The organism is Thermoanaerobacter sp. RKWS2, from assembly GCF_026240795.1.
Lineage (GTDB): Bacteria > Bacillota > Thermoanaerobacteria > Thermoanaerobacterales > Thermoanaerobacteraceae > Thermoanaerobacter > Thermoanaerobacter ethanolicus.
The window spans coordinates 907,959-925,265 of sequence record NZ_CP110888.1 but is presented as its reverse complement, the minus strand read 5'-3'; the positions used below and the strand labels follow the sequence as shown (position 1 = coordinate 925,265).

Sequence of the window (17,307 nt, the reverse complement as noted above, 5' to 3'; positions counted from 1 at the left end):
TTTTTAATGCTATTCTTATTCTTTTACAAAAGTAAAATTTTATAATGTAAAATATATGCAATATAGGAAGGCTTCTGCCTTCCTATATTGCAAACCAGTGGTGTCCTATCACATTTGTAATTGTCCTTGTCCATATCCACCAAGAAGTTGAAGTAGCTGGATTGAAGAAGTATAGGGCTCCTCCTGTTGGGTCCCATCCGGCTAAAGCTGCATCTGCTGCTTTAAAAGCTGTAAGGTCAGGTTCATGATTGAAAAATTCACCATTCGTTACAGACTCAAAAGCATCTGGCTGATATATAACTCCTGCTACAGTATTTGGGAAAATACCGCTTTTTACTCTATTCAAAATCACCGCACCTACAGCGACCTGACCCTCAAAGCTTTCTCCACGAGCTTCAGCATAAATCATTTTTGCGATTAAATATCTGTCAACAAGATAATTGTAATAAGCACTATTTTCATCTACTGGCACCACTAATTTTTCACCAGGATATATCAAATCGCTCCAATTCCCATTTGCCTGTTTTATGTTATTTACATCACTACCATACCATTTCGCTATTAAATACAATGATTCACCTTTTGAAACAACGTGGATTTTGTCGTAAGCATACGCCGAAGTAATTCCTCCAAATAGCATTATAAATATCATTAAATATACTACAGCAATTTTCAAAATTTTATTCTTCATCATGAGTTTCCTCCTTTCTATTGTTGCGCAATAGCAGGAGTTAATTCGATTACAATTATAAACTCTCGCATCAATATTGTCATCCTTTGTATTTCCCGATAATTCTCCGTTAATTAAAAATATCTCCAGAATGATATATTATAGTGATATATTCTTAGATATACTAATCTATGGATGATTCCCATTTTTCCCAAAATTATCACCCAACATAATTTCAAATATTTCTACTATTCCTTTTTCTTTTAACTCATTATACTTCATAGCAATAAACTCATAAAAATCATATTTGTCTATTTCCCTTTCAATTTCAGAGGAAATGATTAAAAATTTATCAAAATTTATCGTTTTACTTTTCCCTACATTAAAATAAACGGAGGGCAACAGAGTAAGATCAATTTTTAAAAAATTTCTCTTCGTTTCGTAATTCATTAAAAAAGCTTTAGAACAAAGCAATTGAATGATAGATTTTAATTCTCCAATATTTCCCTCATACTGCAAAGACAAAAGTAAAGAAATTAACTCTGGATGTACAATAATATTTAAGTTTAGCCGTTTGGCTTCTTCTTTAAAAAGGTAAACAATTATCTCAATTTTCTCATTTAGAGGCCTTCCCTCAAAAGATGGCAGTTGGATGATAACTGGTATTCGTCTCATAAAAGTTTTTAAAAGAAAAGAATCAGGTTTTTCTGTAGTAGCTGCTACAATCATTAAGTTAGCCGTTCTTTCAACAGTATCTCCTAATCTCCGATATACTCCTTTGTCAATAAGATAAAATAACATTTCTTGGCCTTCTGGAGGTAATCTGTGAACCTCGTCAAGGAATAATATCCCTTTATCGGCTTTTTCGACTAAACCTATCTTATCTACATCAGCTCCAGTATAGGCTCCTTTAACATGTCCAAACAAATGAGACATAAGAAGTTGAGGATTGTTATAGTAATCCGCACAGTTTAATACTTCAAGAGGTCCTACCCTACCATTTTGAAGACTGAATTTGTACATCATCTCTGCGAAAAAAGATTTACCAGAGCCAGGCGGTCCTATGATAAGAGTGTGGAGTCCATAAGGAGGATATAATACAGCTGCTTTGGCCTGTTCTATTTGTCCTTTGAGGCTGCCATCATGTCCTATTATATTTTCAAAAGCACATTCTTTTTCTTTCCTTAAGTTTAAAAAATCAATTAAGTCTTTTAGAAGCATTTCTTCCTTAACCTTATTCCCTAAAAAATAAGCTAATCTATTTTTTTCAATATAATACACAGGTTTTGAAATAATTTTAACTATTTTCCCTTCTCTTACAAGATGATTTAAAATAAAAGACACATTTGGTCGAGCCATTTTTAGCAATTGTGCTACTTCTTCTGTAGTGATTCCACCTTTTCTACTTATCAAAAAATTTTGAATATCAAATTCTTTACTTTTTTCTACAATAATATTATAAATTTTTTCCTTATTAGTCATATAAAACACCACTTCCTTAATTAATAAACCTCCTACCAAAAGGCAGGAGGTTATATATAAATGTTGGTAGCCCGGCTATCATAGCAAAACTGTTGCATTAGACCCGTAGCTTTGCGTCCCCGCCTTTCGACGAGTTTGCCTTTTTCAACAAAAATTTATCTAATTTTCCTATATTACTATTTCGACATAAATATGAATTTTCCTTCTATTTTTAAAAAAGATTTTTTCTACATAATTCGTTAAATTTATACTAATTTCTAAATGTATGTGTTTTATGCATTCTTTTGTGTATCAAAAATGTGTATAAAAAATTATACACATTAAAAACTTTTATTAATTTTGTCTATATACAGTAAATTGGCATAAAAATTGCTTGAGTTTTATTATAGAAAATAAATCTTACAGAAAGGAGATGATGAATAGAAGAAAGAAACAGTTTCACTTAGCGACTAGAAGGGCTGACTTAAATTTTAAAAAATATTAAATTTTTAAGGAGGTAAGAAAAAATGAAGAGCCGACAAACATTAAAAGCTTTACTGGCTTTTGTGTTAATTGTAGCTTTAATGTCGCTAAGTGGAGTATTAGTCCAAGCTCAGCCCAACTTAACAAACTTATCTGGCGACTCTCCAACAAAAAATTACTCGCCTCAAATTCAAAAAGTTTTGATGCAAGATTCTAATAAAAACAAAATCTTTGATAACTTGGAAGCAAAGCTTACTGATAAGCCTGACAGTGCGGAATTCCCTGTCATAATAACCTTCAACAAAAACATAGATGATAACGAACTATTAAATATTTCTAAATCCATTGGAAAGTTTAATATAAAGCATAAATACAAAATTATTCCAGGAGTTGCTGCTACTTTAACTAAAGGACAAATAAACGCTTTGTCAAAATTAGATATAGTAAAGCAAATTGAGTATGACGAGCCTGTATATGCGACATTAGATACTGCAACAAAATGGTTTGGCGTTACAAAAGCGAGAAGTGACTTTGGCGTAACTGGAGACAAAGATGGTAATCCTTCCTCTTACTCCAAGAATGATATAGTAATAGCAGTTATTGATACAGGTATTGATGGATCCCATGTTGACCTTGCTGGTGGCAAAATAATAGGATGGCAAGATTTTGTAAACGGTAAAACTACCCCTTACGATGATAATGGACATGGAACTCATGTAGCAAGCATTGCGGCAGGCACTGGGACAGGGAACAGCCTTTATACAGGTGTTGCTCCTGGTGCAGCTTTGGTAGGAATAAAAGTACTCGATTCAAATGGAAGCGGAAGTATGAGCACTGTAACTGCAGGGATTGACTGGGCTGTTCAAAACAAAGACGTATATGGAATTAAAGTCATAAATTTAAGCCTTGGAACTTCTACAAGTTCTGATGGAACTGACTCTACCTCATTAGCAGTAAACAGCGCCGTAGATAGCGGAATTGTAGTAGTAGTTGCAGCTGGAAATTCAGGCCCTGCAAGGTACACCATAGGATCACCTGGTGCAGCAGAAAAAGCCATAACCGTTGCAGCAATGGCGGATGTAGGAGAACTTGGATTCAACCTTGCAAGCTTCTCCAGCCGTGGTCCCACAGCTGACGGAAGGATAAAACCTGACATTGCAGCACCCGGATACAATATAACTGCCGCAAAAGCAAACTCTATAAATGGTTATGTGACATACAGTGGCACAAGCATGGCAACACCTTTTGTAGCAGGTACAGTAGCCCTTATGCTCAATGCAAATATAAGCCTTGCACCACTTGATGTAAAAAATATAATAATGACTACTGCAAAAAGTTGGGGTCCTCCAAGCAAAAACATTGACTATGGTGTAGGAAGATTGGATGCATATGAAGCAATTAAAACAGCTGGAAATTTCACAGGAACTAATATATCTGTGCCAAACCACTATTATGCTAAAGATTCACTCCCTGGGTCTCGTTACAGTGACATTTGGACATTTAACGTGACAGACACATCATATCCTATTGCAATAACTTTCATAATACCTGATTGGGCAAACTATAACCCTGATTTCGATATATACCTCTATGACCCCACCGGTACTCTTGTTAAAAGTTCAACTGGAACACAAAGGCAGGAAACAATAACATATATTCCGACACAAACGGGAACCTATTATATCAAAGTATATTCATATAGAGGCAGTGGAAATTATTACTTTGATTTAAGTACGGGCGGCGGTTCACTCACCCTTTCAAATAACGATATATAAAAATTAAAGAAGTATGGTGCCGATTGGCTCCATACTTCTTTAATTTTTGCGACTTTCTACTTTATTTTCTCCTTTTTCAAGTAAAATTTTTTCGTCAAAGCAGTAGATTTCTATAGGCTCTCCTTCTAATAGTGCAAACACAACACTTTCTTTGGTTAATTTGACATTTATTTTTCTACCTTTGTATCTCACATTAAAAGAGAGCAAATTCCATTCTTTTGGCAATCTCGGCTCAAAATGCAGTTCATTTGTATAAACCCTCATTCCACCAAAACCATTCACAACTGCGCTCCATGTTCCCGCCATAGAAGCAGCATGAATTCCGTCCTTAACATTGTCATTGTAGTCGTCCAAATCCATTCTTGCAGTCATCATAAAGTATTTATAAGCTTTGTCAGTATATCCTATTTCATTGGCTAGTATGCTAAATATAGCTGGCGACAAGGAGGAGTCGTGAGTGGTAATAGGTTCATAATAATCGTAATTCTTTTTAAGTTCATCTTTAGTAAATTTTTCTCTCTGTAAAAACATCAAAAGCAACACATCAGGCTGTTTACATATTTGATATCTGTAAATATTTAGGTAATGCCAGTGCAACAAAAGTGGAAATTGATCTTGTGGTATTTCATCCACTGTTATCCTTTCTTTATACAAAAAGCTGTCATCCTGTGGTATAATATCAAGTTCTTTTGAATAAGGAAGGTACATATTGTCAGCAGCTTTTTTCCACGCATTAATTTCTTGATCTTTTAGATTTAACTTAGAAGCAATTTTTTGGTATTTCTCAGGCACTTCTTTTTTCATTTTATTTGCAATATCATAAGCGTATTCCAAATTCATCTTTGCCATGTAATTAGTATAGGCGTTATTATCAACCAATGCAGTGTACTCATCTGGACCAGTTACACAGTTTATGCAAAATTTATTGTCTTTAAGAGGAATATACGCCCCTAAATCTTCCCAAAACCTTGCTGTCTCAAACACTATTTCACAGCCATAGTCATAAAGAAAATCCACGTCATTCGTCGCTTCTACATATCTTTTCAAAGCATAAACTATATCAGCATTTATGTGATACTGTGCCGTACCAGCTGGAAAGTAAGCAGAACATTCAGGACCATCTATCGTTCTCCAAGGATACAAAGCTCCTTTGTGACCTAATTCCTTTGCCCTGGATCTTGCTGCATCCAAAAGATTATACCTGTACATTACCAAAGCTTTTGCAATTTCAGGCTTTGTATAAAGAAAGAAAGGCATTATATAGATATCAGAATCCCAAAAATAATGGCCTTCATAACCTTCTCCAGTCAGCCCTTTTGCTGCAATATTTGTCTTTCCATCTCTTCCGACAGATTGAAGTAGATGAAATTCATTAAAGCGTATGCCTTGCTGCAGAGCTTTATCTCCTTCTATGATTACATCAGCATCTTTCCAAAAAGAATTCAAAAATTCTTCCTGCTCTTTTTCTATCGTTTCAAAGCCGTCATTTTTGGCTTTTTCTATTTCTTCTAAAGCAAGAACAACTAATTTATTTTCATCAAAATCCTTTGAAGTGTAATAGGAAATAAATTTATTCAATGTGTATGAGGTGCCTTTTTCAGCCTCTAGATCTACAATTACTTTTACTCCATCTTCTTCTAAACTATTTGAAACTTCATATTTACTATCTCCCACTAATACATTGTCTATCGCGCAAACATAGGAGAAATTACTCTTTTGCGTCTTTTGAACAATCCACCCTTTTAAACCCTCTACACTTTTATCTATAGTCTTTAAAACCTTTCCTTTTAAATTTGACCCTACTCTTACATCTTCACTATCATTTATATTTGAAACATTTCCGTCAATAGCGGAAACAAATCTAATTTTTCCGGTAAAATTTACAGGTTCCACAGTAAAAGAAATTGCCGCTAAATGTTGCCTATTTAATGATACAATTCTCTTTATTTTTACCTCTAAAATTTTTCCTGTAGGGGATTCCCATTTTACTTTTCTTTCTACAAAACCTTTCTTCATGTCAAGTACTCTCTCATAAAAGAGGATTTTCCCTTGTAACAAATCAAACTTTTCCCCATCTACATATAATTTTATTATTTTACTATCAGCCACATTTAACATCGTCTGCCCTATTTTTGCAAAACCATATCCCCCTTCAGGGTAAACTATATCGTGTATTTCATAAAATCCATTGATATACGTCCCATTAAAAGAGGTATTTTTAGGCCCTGAATATCCTTCTTCAAAAGTTCCTCTCATTCCAATATATCCATTTGCTAAAGCAAAAATAGTTTCATTTCTGTATTTAGTGTCTATACTAAACTGCGTCTCTCTTATAACCCAATCTTCAAAAGGGTAAATTGGTTTCTTCGTTTTGTTGGCCATATCCATCCTCCACTCTTACTTTATTCAAAATTTTAGTCGGAAACAAAGTCGTTTCCGACTAAAACCAATTTAAAACATTTACTTGCTTTCTGCAGCTTTCTTAGCTTCTTCTATCATGTTGTGGTATTTATCAAGAGTAGGTTTAATAGGTTTGTCTTCAAAGATTATCTCTCTTAACGCTCCATTTATAGCCTTATCTACATCAGCCCAGTATACAAGGTTTGGCCTTGGTTCTGCGTGTTTTAACGCTTCATTTATAGCTTCAAAATATGGTTTTTGCCATTCTTCAACCTTTCCATAAGCATCGCTTCTCATGGATGGCCATCCTAATTTAGTGACAAGCTTCTCTTGAACTTCTTTGCTCATAAGGTATTCCATAAACTTTATAGCCATCTCTTTATTAGGTGCACCAGTTGGTATTCCTATAACTTCTCCTCCTAAAACGTGGGACTCTTTAACCGGACCTGCCCAGCCGTGATATGCCAAAATGTTCTTTTTGCCATACTGCTCTACAAGAACGTTTGCAGTGTAAGGCCAATTTTCAACCAAATATACACTATCTTTTGCGAGATATTCTACAGGTGTATTCCAGTCAGCTTTCTTTGAGTCAGGAGAGAGGTATGGCTGTAATTCTTTCAAGAATGTAAATGCTTTTATTGAACCTTCATCATTCAATACTGTTGGGTCACCACCAGCAGACCTTATAAGGTCAAACATTTGAACTGTGCTGTCAGGCCCTAAATTTTCTTTAATTATAACTCTGCCTATGCCCTCTTTTTCTTTAAAAGTCTTTGCAACCTGCAAAAGCTCATCCCAATTTGTAGGAAGTTTTAAACCGTATTCGTTGAATTTATCTTCGTTGTAGAAAGCTATTTCTACATTTGGTCTATACGGCATAAAGTACAACTTTCCATCAAACTCTCCTACTGGCACAAGACTTGGTATTACTTCCTTTGGTATCATGTCTCTATACTGAGACAAATCTTCCACAAGCCCTTTTGCCACAAGCGGAGCAAGTTGCATGTTATCTTGAGTTATAATATCTATATCCATCGCATTTGCTTTGTGCATAGCATCTAACTTTTTAATAAGGTCTCCTGCTTCAATTTGAAGAGGCTCAATTTTTACACCATACTTTTGCTCAAATGGTGGGAAAATATCTTCCTTCATCACTTTCCATTCTGCTTCTCCAAGTCCCATTGAAACTTTCAAGACTTTTTTCCTCGCATCTGACACATTTTTACTTCCGCATCCTGCGATAAGGGTACCCAAAAGGGAGAGAATCACTAATACTGCTATTACCTTAGCATAAAACTTCCTCATAACTTCAGAAAACCTCCTTAAAATTTAATTTTTTTATATATACAGTATCCGAAAAATTCGGATACGTATATGCTAACCTTTAACAGCCCCTGCAAGATAACCACTCTTCATGTACTTTTGTAAGAAGAATGTCACAAGCATTACAGGGATTGTGAGTATTGCCGCATATGTGGCAGAATCAAAAATTCCTCCTCTTTGAACATAATAGTAAGTTTGAAGAGGCAAAGTCCTGTCTGAAATAGTCAAGTAAAGAGCATAAGTAAATTCATTCCAGGAATTCAGCCACACAAATATAGCAGTAACAGCTATACCAGGAAGTGCAATTGGCATTATAATCCTCATCAATGCCGTCAATTTACTTGTTCCATCAACCAATGCAGCTTCTTCTAAGTCCTTTGGTATTGTCTCAAAAGTTCCAACCAATATCCATGCTGCAAAAGGTAAATTTACAATAAGGTGTGCCATAACTAACCCTAAATAAGTGTCCATTAAATTTAATTTTATGAATTGTACCGCTATCGGAAGAGCAATACCTACATCAGGAAACATCCTTGTAAAAAACAGTAATAATACTACTGCGTATTTTACTTTCGATGGCATCCTCGCTATAACATAAGTCGCTGGAGCAGCTATTATAATTGCGATGATAGTAGTCATTGTTGCCACTACAAAACTTTTCTTAAAAGGAGGCCATATATTTCCTGAAAGAAATACGTCTTTCCAATGGTCCAAAGTAAAGTGAGTGATGAAAAAGTCTGGATGAGGCTTTAATATATCACTTGGCACTGCAAAAGAAGTTATAAAAAGTATATATACTGGTATAATCATCAATATTGCCGCTATTATAGCTATTGGAATATACGCTGTATTTGAAATCTTTTCACTAATATCTATTTTTCTCATCATTGTTCCTCCTTAGTACCAGCTATTTTTAAGTAGCTCACTATAAATACTGCTATTATTAGGAGCAATATTGTAGATGCTGCCGCAGATGTATAAGCATTTGCATAATTATTATACTCATCATACGCAAAAGTAGAAATAACAGGAGTAGCACGGCCTGCAAGAACAAGTACAAGTTCAAATATTCTAAAAGCATCTATCGCTCTTAATATCAAGGCCATCGTTATAGAGGGCTTTAAAAGTGGCAATGTCACATATTTAAAAGTTTGCCACGCAGTTGCCCCGTCAATATTGGAAGCTTCATAAACTTCATCTGGTATACTTTCAAGACCAGCCAAAAGCAATAGTATGACCAGTGGGGTAACTTTCCACATATCAGCTACAGAAACCATAAGCAATGTCTTAAAACCACCGCTCGCCCAATCTACAGGAAGCTTAATTAAGTGTAATTTTTCCAAAAATTCATTAAAATAACCATTTAATCCGAAAATATATGTCATAGCGACACCTGATACAAGTGTAGGAACTCCCATAGGAACCAACATCAAAGACCTCAAAAGCCCTTTTCCTCTAAAATTCCTTTTTAAAATAAGCGCAATGACGAGGCCTGCAGTCATTTCCAAAGTGAGGCTTATAAATGTAAGAGCTATGGTATTGAAAAAAGCATTTTTAAATTCTGTTTTTCCTATAATCTCTTTATAATTTGCCAATGTGAATGCTTTAGTATACTGGTCTTGAAAACTTAAAGTAATAGTTTGAATAATAGGGTATACAGTAAAACCCAAAATATATAATAGTAATGGTAAAACCATGGCAATTTCAAGTTTGTATTTCTTTACGAAGTTTACATAAGCCATGCCATATTCTCCTTTCCTAAGCTTAAAATCTTCACTGCGCTTTTCATGCTTTAAAACTGTAAGCGCTTACAATTTAAAAAATAAAACAAAATTTAGTCTTTTGGAGATATACAAGAATTTCTTACCACAATTTTGTGTTTTAAAACTATTTGATAATCATCAATTTCTTCCCCATTTAACATTTTTATAAGCATTCTAGCTGCAACAGCCCCTATTTCATACATAGGCTGTGATACAGTAGTGAGAGAAGGCCTTGTTGCTTCTGACAAGTCAATATTATCAAAACCCATTACTGATACATCTTCAGGACAGGAAAGCCCGCTGTCAAACACCGCATTTATTGCTCCCATTGCCATAATATCACTTATCGCAAAAATAGCAGTAGGTCTCATTTCGCCTTTTAGCATTTCCATCGCCGCATTATATCCGCCTTTATACTTAAAATTTGCTTCTTTAATAAATTCATCGTAAATTGGTAAGCCATTATCAATAAGAGCTTGCTTATACCCTTTTAGCCTGTCTACGCTATCTATTGTCTCTTTCATGTCATCAAGAGGGCCATGAATAATTCCAATCCTCTTGTGGCCTAATGATATCAAATAATTCGCTGCATCATAAGCCGCTTTAAAATTATCAATCCCTACATAAGGCACATCAAACTTTGTTGTTCTTCCTGCAAGTACCACCTTTATATTGTCATTTTTAAAGACTTCATAATGCTCTTCAGAAAAATAGTCACAGTGAAATATTATTCCATCAACCCACCGATTTTTTAGCATTTCTATATATTGAAATTCTTTTTCTCTTTTATTGTCTGCATTGCACAAAGTAATATTGTATTTATAAATATTGCAGACATCTTCAATACCTCTTACTACTTCTGCATAGTAAGGGTTTGATATATCAGGCACAATTAGCCCTATAGTGTTTGTCTTCTTCATCGCCAGGCTTCTGGCTGGCATACTGGGTTTGTATCCCAGCTCTTCTGCAGCTTTTAAAACTTTTTGCCTTGCTTTTTCACTTACTAAAGGGCTATTATTAAAAACTCTCGAAACAGTTGCAATAGAAACACCTGCTAATTTTGCCACATCGTCTATTGTCGCCATTTTGACACCCTTTTCTTAATTTACTGTAACCGCTTACAGTTATATTATATTACGATTCTTTTTAAAACGCAAGAGTTTTTTATAAAAATTATTCCCCAAATACAGGGGAATATTTCTACACTACAGCAATTCTAATATTTTATCCGTTTCACTTAAATCCTTTAAAATTAAGTCTGCTTCTTTCACCGTTTCAGGATTGCCCACTCCTACTGCATACATCCCTGCTTTTTTTATTGCAGTGATGCCTGCAGCAGAATCTTCTATTCCAATACACTTCTCCGGAGGAATCCCGAGATGCTCTGCTGCATTTAAAAATATCTCAGGGTCAGGCTTTCCATGTTTTATTTCGTTTGCATCTACTATATAGTCAAATTTATCTTTTATTTTTAAATTTTCAACAACAGTAAAAGCATTTTTGCTAACAGATGCAATTGCTGTTTTAATGCCTCTTTTTTTAAGTTCCTCAATAAATCTCTCCACTCCCGGCAATAAATCCTCAGGCGTGATCTTTTTTATCATCTCTTTATAGTACTCATTCTTTTTATTTGCATAATATTCTTTTTCTTCTTGAGAATATTTTTTATCACTTTTCTCTAAAATTATCTCTAAAGACTGTAGGCGGCTTACACCTTTTAACCTCTCGTTGATAACTTCATCAAAATATATCCCTAACTCATCAGCAAGTTTTTTCCATGCTAAATAGTGATACCTTGCAGTATCTGTAATAACACCATCTAAATCAAAAATCACTCCTTGATACCTTGCCATTTTATTCCTCCTCAGTTAAGCTTATTTTAAGCCCGTCGTAGATATTCCTTTTACAAAATATCTCTGGAATATTAAGAATATCAATATAGTAGGTAACGTCAAAAGTATAGCTCCTGCCATTACCTGATTCCAAAATTGATAGTATTGGCCGTAAAAGGAATTAAGTCCTACCGGTAGTGTATACATATCATCACTAGACGTCAAGAGGCTAGGCCACAAGAAACTATTCCAATTGCCAGTAAACATAAAAATGAATTGAGTTGCAAGAGCAGGTTTAGACAAAGGCAAAACTATTTTAAAGAAAATCCCAAATCGTGACAAACCGTCAATTGTAGCTGCTTCTTCTAACTCTTTGGGAAGAGATAAGAAAAATTGCCTCATTAAAAATATTCCAAAATTACTAGTCAAAAATGGAATTGTAAGGCCCATGTAAGTGTTCACCCAGCCTAATTTGCTGAGAAGGATATAAGTTGGCACCATCACTACCTGTCCTGGTACCATCATGAGAGCAAGCACAACCATAAACAATAAATTTCTTCCAGGAAAATTTATTCTTGCAAGTGCATACCCTGCCATAGAATTAAACAGGATATTGCCAAACGTCACTATAGCTGCAACTATAGCACTATTTATAAACCACCTTAAAAAAGGAAATTTTGTAATTATCATTTTATAGTTATCTAAAGTTAAATGTTTTATATTTACAGCAAAAGTATTTAATTCACTGGTGGGTTTTAGAGATGTTATTATAGACCATATAAAAGGACCAAGTGTAATTACTGCATATCCTACTACAACGATATAAAATAAAAGCCGCAACACCTTTTTCATCTATTGCCACCTCCTAATAGGTTTCTTCTTTGAAAAGCTTTCGCTGTATAAGAGTCAATATCAAGATTATTACAAATAATGCAAAAGCCATAGCTGAAGCGTAACCCATGTTAAAATCTCTAAAGCCTGTCCTATATATATCCAGCACGACTGTCATTGTAGCATCAAGAGGCCCACCAGTCCCTTGCGATACTACATAGGCTTGGTCAAAAACCTGAAAAGTACCAATTAATGACATTACTAGATTAAAAAACACTATTGGCCTCAACATTGGAAGGGTAATTTTGAAAAACCTTTGAAATTTATTAGCTCCATCAACTTCCGCCGCCTCGTACAATTCTGATGGTATATCCTGTAATCCAGCAAGAAAAATCACCATGTAATTACCTACAGAAGACCATATCGCCATCATCATGATAGAAGGAAGCGCAAACCTTACATCATTAAACCAAGCAGGCCCTTGTATGCCAAATTTAGCTAACAAAACATTAACTAAACCATCTGCTTTAAATAGATATAAAAATATTACAGAAACTGCAACTGTGGATGTAACAGTTGGTATATAATAGGCAACTCTAAAAAATGTTTTACCTTTAATATTCGAATTTACAATTAATGCTAGTATTAAGGCAATAATTAGCTGTGTTGGCACTACTCCTAAAGAATAAAGTGTTGTATTTAAAAGAGCCCTTTTAAATGTCGGGTCGCTAAATAACTTTATATAATTTGCAAATCCAACCCATCGGCTTGCTTCAGGATTTAAAAAAGAAAATTCTTTAAAACTTATAATAAAAGCATAAATTAATGGTCCTATCAAAAAAATAGATATTGAAGCAATAAAAGGTAACACAAAAGCATACCCTGACAAAGCTTCGTATAAATACCTCTTTTTCATAGTCATTTTAGCTTCCATAAATACATCCTTCCCTTCAACCTTAAAAAATCATAATTGCAGCACCTTATTTAGTAAGGTGCTGCTTGTTTAAATTATTGTCCAACTTCCTTTTGTGCATTGTCAAGAGCTTGTTGAGCACTACTTATTTGCTTCATTATTAATGCTTCACAGGCTTTATTAGCCGCATCTACTACCTTTGTACCATACAAGCCAAACTGCCATGGTACTGCATAGGAAGCACCATCTACAAAGGCAGCTCTTTCAGGATATTTCTCCTTAAATCCTTCTTGCATAGACTTTCTCGATGGAAGTGCAAGACCTGAATCTACTACAAATTGCTGTCCTTCTTTACCGGTTAAAAATTCAATAAGCTTAAATGCTTCATCTTTGTGTTGGCTGTTTTTATTCATCACATATGCAACAGTGAAAGCCATTGTAGATTTTTGCTTTCCTGCTGGAAGCTCTGCTATACCATAGTTTAAATCAGGAGCTTTTTCTTTGAGGAATGGTATCATCCAGCCACCTTCTATTGCCATTGCAGCTTTTTTAGCAGCAAAAGCATCTCCATTCCAGCCTTCTCCCATGTTTTGTGGTGTGTCAGCAACTTTGTCTTTTGTAATGAGACCTACATAAAAATCAAGTGCCTGTGCATTTTGAGGAAGATTTAAAGTAACTTTTCCATCTTGATATACTGAACCGCCATTTTGATTTATAAAAGCATCAAATCTTGCAAGGTCTGCTGATAAAACCAAACCTTTGACACCGTCTTTTGTCAACTTTTTAGCTACATCTCTTAATTCCTCCCATGTTTTTGGAGGCTCATTTATTCCAGCCGCTTTAAACATGTCTTTGTTGTAAAACAAAGCTAGAGTATTGAAATCCTTTGGCAAACCATAAGTTTTTCCTTCCCACTGAAAAGCGGAAAGCAAAGCAGGTTCGAAATCATTTACATCCACATTGTATTTCTTAATATAATCATCTAATGGCTCTAAAACTCCTGAAGACATAAGCTGTGGTGCAGGCATGCTGTCAAGATAGAATATGTCTGGTGCTGTATTTGACGCCAGTTCTGTTTGTAATTTTTGCATGTAATCTCCCACAATTGTCTCAATTTGCACATCTATATTTGGATATTTTTCTTTAAACTTAGCTATTTGGTCATCCACTATCTTCTTTTCTGCTGGAGATGAAGACCACATGCCTAATTTTATAGTAACTGGTTTCACCGTCTCTTGTTTTTGTGTATTTGTCTCATTGGCACTGGAGGTATTATTTTTACTGGATGAACAACCAGCTAAAACAGTAGCTAATACAAAGATCGTCAAAACAAAGATGCTTAAAAGTTTTTTACTCATTACCACTTTCCCCTTTCATAATTTTATAGTAAAATATCTGATTGAGGACTTAAAATTTTACTTTAACTTCACTTATCCCCCCTTAAAACTTAATCAATTTATTTTAAGGTATAGCAGGTTACCACCTGCCTGTACCTTTTTGACTATTGTAACGTAATCTCTTTCCCTTTTACCTTTACTTTTATATTTCCTTTTCCTTCTAATTTTTTTACTGACACATCCTCTTTTGTAACAATTACCTCAATTAAATTACCTTTCCAGAATACTTTATAGGAAAGTTTGTCCCATTTTTCTGGCAGCCACGGATTTATATTTAATATCCCTTCTTTGTCAATTTCCATTCCGCCAAATCCAAAAACAGCTACTTGCCATGTACCACCAGCTGATGCAGCATGCAAACCTTCTTTAGTGTTCCCCTGATTGTCCACAAGGTCCACATTGGCACTTCTCATAAAAGACTGGTATGCGTTTTTGTGGTCCCCTACTTTTAACCCCATAATGGCATACATACTTGGACCTAAAGAAGACTTGTGCATAGTCCGCTTTTCATAATATTCGTAATTGATTCTTTTGGTCTCTTCGTCAAATTCCTCACCTAACAAAAGCATCAACATAACAACGTCAGCCTGTTTAATAAGCTGTGTATCACCCAATCTCGTTATATCAACACCTTCAGGCCATATAGGCATATTGTTTTCATCAAATTTATCAATAACATAATCTTTTTTGTCAAAATAACCTTCAAATTGTTCTATCAGCTTTTTGTCTTTGTCATAAGGTATATATATTTTTTCTTCAACTTTTTTCCACTTTTCTATTTCCTCATTTGTCAAACATATCTTGTTTGATATAGCGTAATAATGTTCAGGGTATTTTTCTTTTAACATATTGATTAGTTCAAGTCCCTTTTTAATATTCCATTTTGCAAGGTAATTAGTATAAGCATTATTATCAACATGTTCATGAAATTCGTCAGGACCTATGACATTGTTTATTTCATACCTGTCTAATTCTTTTACATATTCACATCTAGATACCCAAAACCTTGCAGTCTCAAAAATGACTTCTGCACCATAATTCAACATAAACTCAATATCCTCTGTCGCTCTAAAAAACTCCCACACTGCAAAAGCTATATCAGCAGTTATATGATGCTCTAAATCTCCTGTCCATATCCTTACAGGGTTTCCTTTGTAATCAAATCCCCATTTAGGTGTCTCTTCCTCTCCTGTGTCTGCAGATTCCCAAGGATATTGTGCTCCTTTATATCCATTTAAAGTCGCATTTTTTCTTGCTGCATCAAGCATATTGTACCTGTACATCAAAAGTGTTCTAGCTGCCTGCGGATACACATATATGAAAAAGGGAAGCATAAATATTTCTGTATCCCAAAATACATGGCCTTTGTATCCCTCACCATGAAGAGCTTTCGCAGCAATACTTACCAGGGGGTCATTTTCATTGACAGAACTCATGAGATGAAAAATATTAAAACGCAAAGCTTTATCTGCTTCTTCATCCCCTTCAATATTTATATCTGCAACAGACCATAGTTCTTCATATACCTCAATATGTCTCTGCAACTCTTTGTCAATACCTTCTCCAGCAAAAGCAAAGAGTTCTTTTTCCACCGTCGTCTTTAACAGGTCTTTTCTTACGTCTCTGGAGGTATAAGTTATTACAAATTTGTCAATTACTACTGTTTTGTTCTCTGTGCTATCAAACTCAAAGTACTCAACACTCATTTCACCCAAAGGCAAAAATTTTCTAAATTTAGCTATGTTATTTTTCTCTTTATCTTCATAATTATATATCCTCACAGCACTGCCTGTGGCAATGCGGGTATCATCGTCAACAGTTGCTGTTTCAAGATAAACTCCATTTTTACTTAGACTACTATTGTTAGCCACTTTCAAATGCTTTACTCTATACTTTGGGCTATCTGCTGAATTTAAAACAGTCCCATCAATAATGCTCTCTATACCTACAACACCACTGTAATTTACAGGTGTTACAAATAGCTTAATTGCAGAACGATGAAGGTCGCTACGGCTTATAAACCTGTATCCCTCAATTCGAGTAATTCTATCTTTGCTGTCTTTTATCAACATACTCCTAAATAGAATACCTTTTTTCATATCAAGAATTCTTTTAAATTCTATCAACTGGCATTTATCCAAACTTAATTCTTCACCTTCAACATACAACTTTATTCTCAACCAATTTTGAGCATTTACTATTTCTCTAACCTGCGCATCTGACTTGTCAAAAATTCCTGCAATAAAATTTCCCGACCTTTCTCCCTCGCTTCCTTCCTCAAAAGTACCTCTTACGCCCATGTAACCATTTGTAAGTGTAAAAAGGGTCTCATATCGAGGATTTACCTCTGTATTATACTCATTTTGGAAAATAAGCCATTTGTCATCACTTATTAAATTGTTTACATCCTCTAAAAACATGTGCTTTACCACTTATATACCTCCATCCTTACCAAAAAT

The 17,307-nt window shown here is 34.7% G+C and carries 13 protein-coding genes and 1 riboswitch; of the genes, 1 reads left to right on the top strand and 12 read right to left on the bottom strand.

Features of this window, described 5'->3' with window-relative positions:
* Window positions 1-82: 82 nt before the first annotated feature.
* Together OEI98_RS04570 and OEI98_RS04565 are read right to left on the bottom strand one after the other, a co-directional pair.
* Window positions 83-691 carry a cell wall hydrolase gene (locus tag OEI98_RS04570; protein WP_006570210.1) on the bottom strand — a complete coding sequence of 203 codons (609 nt, stop codon included), beginning with the start codon at window positions 689-691 and terminating at the stop codon, window positions 83-85.
* A gap of 168 nt (window positions 692-859) precedes the next feature.
* Window positions 860-2,152, bottom strand: coding sequence for a sigma 54-interacting transcriptional regulator (locus OEI98_RS04565; RefSeq protein WP_180367008.1), 1,293 nt, complete (start codon window positions 2,150-2,152; stop codon window positions 860-862).
* A 62-nt stretch (window positions 2,153-2,214) separates the two neighbouring features.
* Window positions 2,215-2,302, bottom strand: a riboswitch (cyclic di-GMP riboswitch).
* Between the two features lie 356 nt (window positions 2,303-2,658).
* Between OEI98_RS04565 and OEI98_RS04560 the strand changes: the two genes are divergently transcribed.
* Window positions 2,659-4,389: a S8 family serine peptidase gene (locus tag OEI98_RS04560; protein ID WP_004397100.1), complete on the top strand. Its 1,731-nt coding sequence runs from the start codon at window positions 2,659-2,661 to the stop codon at window positions 4,387-4,389.
* Between the two features lie 39 nt (window positions 4,390-4,428).
* Here the strand turns inward: OEI98_RS04560 and OEI98_RS04555 are convergent, their stop codons facing one another.
* The 10 genes from OEI98_RS04555 to OEI98_RS04510 all read right to left on the bottom strand — a co-directional run bounded on the left by OEI98_RS04555 (window position 4,429) and on the right by OEI98_RS04510 (window position 17,280).
* Entirely contained in the window at window positions 4,429-6,771 is a 2,343-nt protein-coding gene (locus tag OEI98_RS04555) for a glycoside hydrolase family 65 protein (protein ID WP_004397102.1), read from the bottom strand.
* A gap of 78 nt (window positions 6,772-6,849) precedes the next feature.
* Entirely contained in the window at window positions 6,850-8,094 is a 1,245-nt protein-coding gene (locus OEI98_RS04550; RefSeq protein WP_004397104.1) for an ABC transporter substrate-binding protein, read from the bottom strand.
* A 72-nt stretch (window positions 8,095-8,166) separates the two neighbouring features.
* On the bottom strand, window positions 8,167-8,997 hold the full coding sequence (locus tag OEI98_RS04545; protein WP_266040572.1) for a carbohydrate ABC transporter permease: 831 nt from the start codon (window positions 8,995-8,997) through the stop codon (window positions 8,167-8,169).
* Window positions 8,997-9,854 carry a carbohydrate ABC transporter permease gene (locus OEI98_RS04540; RefSeq protein WP_004397107.1) on the bottom strand — a complete coding sequence of 286 codons (858 nt, stop codon included), beginning with the start codon at window positions 9,852-9,854 and terminating at the stop codon, window positions 8,997-8,999. The genes OEI98_RS04545 and OEI98_RS04540 overlap by 1 nt, the downstream gene beginning before the upstream one ends.
* 92 nt (window positions 9,855-9,946) lie before the next feature.
* On the bottom strand, window positions 9,947-10,960 hold the full coding sequence (locus tag OEI98_RS04535; RefSeq protein WP_004397108.1) for a LacI family DNA-binding transcriptional regulator: 1,014 nt from the start codon (window positions 10,958-10,960) through the stop codon (window positions 9,947-9,949).
* A 120-nt stretch (window positions 10,961-11,080) separates the two neighbouring features.
* Window positions 11,081-11,728 (bottom strand): beta-phosphoglucomutase, encoded by a 648-nt coding sequence (gene pgmB / locus OEI98_RS04530; RefSeq protein WP_004397109.1) that lies wholly within the window; start codon window positions 11,726-11,728, stop codon window positions 11,081-11,083.
* Between the two features lie 21 nt (window positions 11,729-11,749).
* Window positions 11,750-12,559, bottom strand: a complete 810-nt coding sequence (locus OEI98_RS04525) for a carbohydrate ABC transporter permease (RefSeq protein WP_003870324.1) — start codon at window positions 12,557-12,559, stop codon at window positions 11,750-11,752.
* A 13-nt stretch (window positions 12,560-12,572) separates the two neighbouring features.
* Window positions 12,573-13,472: a carbohydrate ABC transporter permease gene (locus tag OEI98_RS04520; protein ID WP_004397111.1), complete on the bottom strand. Its 900-nt coding sequence runs from the start codon at window positions 13,470-13,472 to the stop codon at window positions 12,573-12,575.
* Window positions 13,473-13,546: 74 nt separating this feature from the next.
* On the bottom strand, window positions 13,547-14,809 hold the full coding sequence (locus OEI98_RS04515; RefSeq protein ID WP_019907516.1) for an ABC transporter substrate-binding protein: 1,263 nt from the start codon (window positions 14,807-14,809) through the stop codon (window positions 13,547-13,549).
* Window positions 14,810-14,952: 143 nt separating this feature from the next.
* Complete coding sequence (locus tag OEI98_RS04510) at window positions 14,953-17,280, bottom strand: glycoside hydrolase family 65 protein (RefSeq protein WP_074592168.1); 2,328 nt, start codon at window positions 17,278-17,280, stop codon at window positions 14,953-14,955.
* Window positions 17,281-17,307 lie beyond the last annotated feature (27 nt).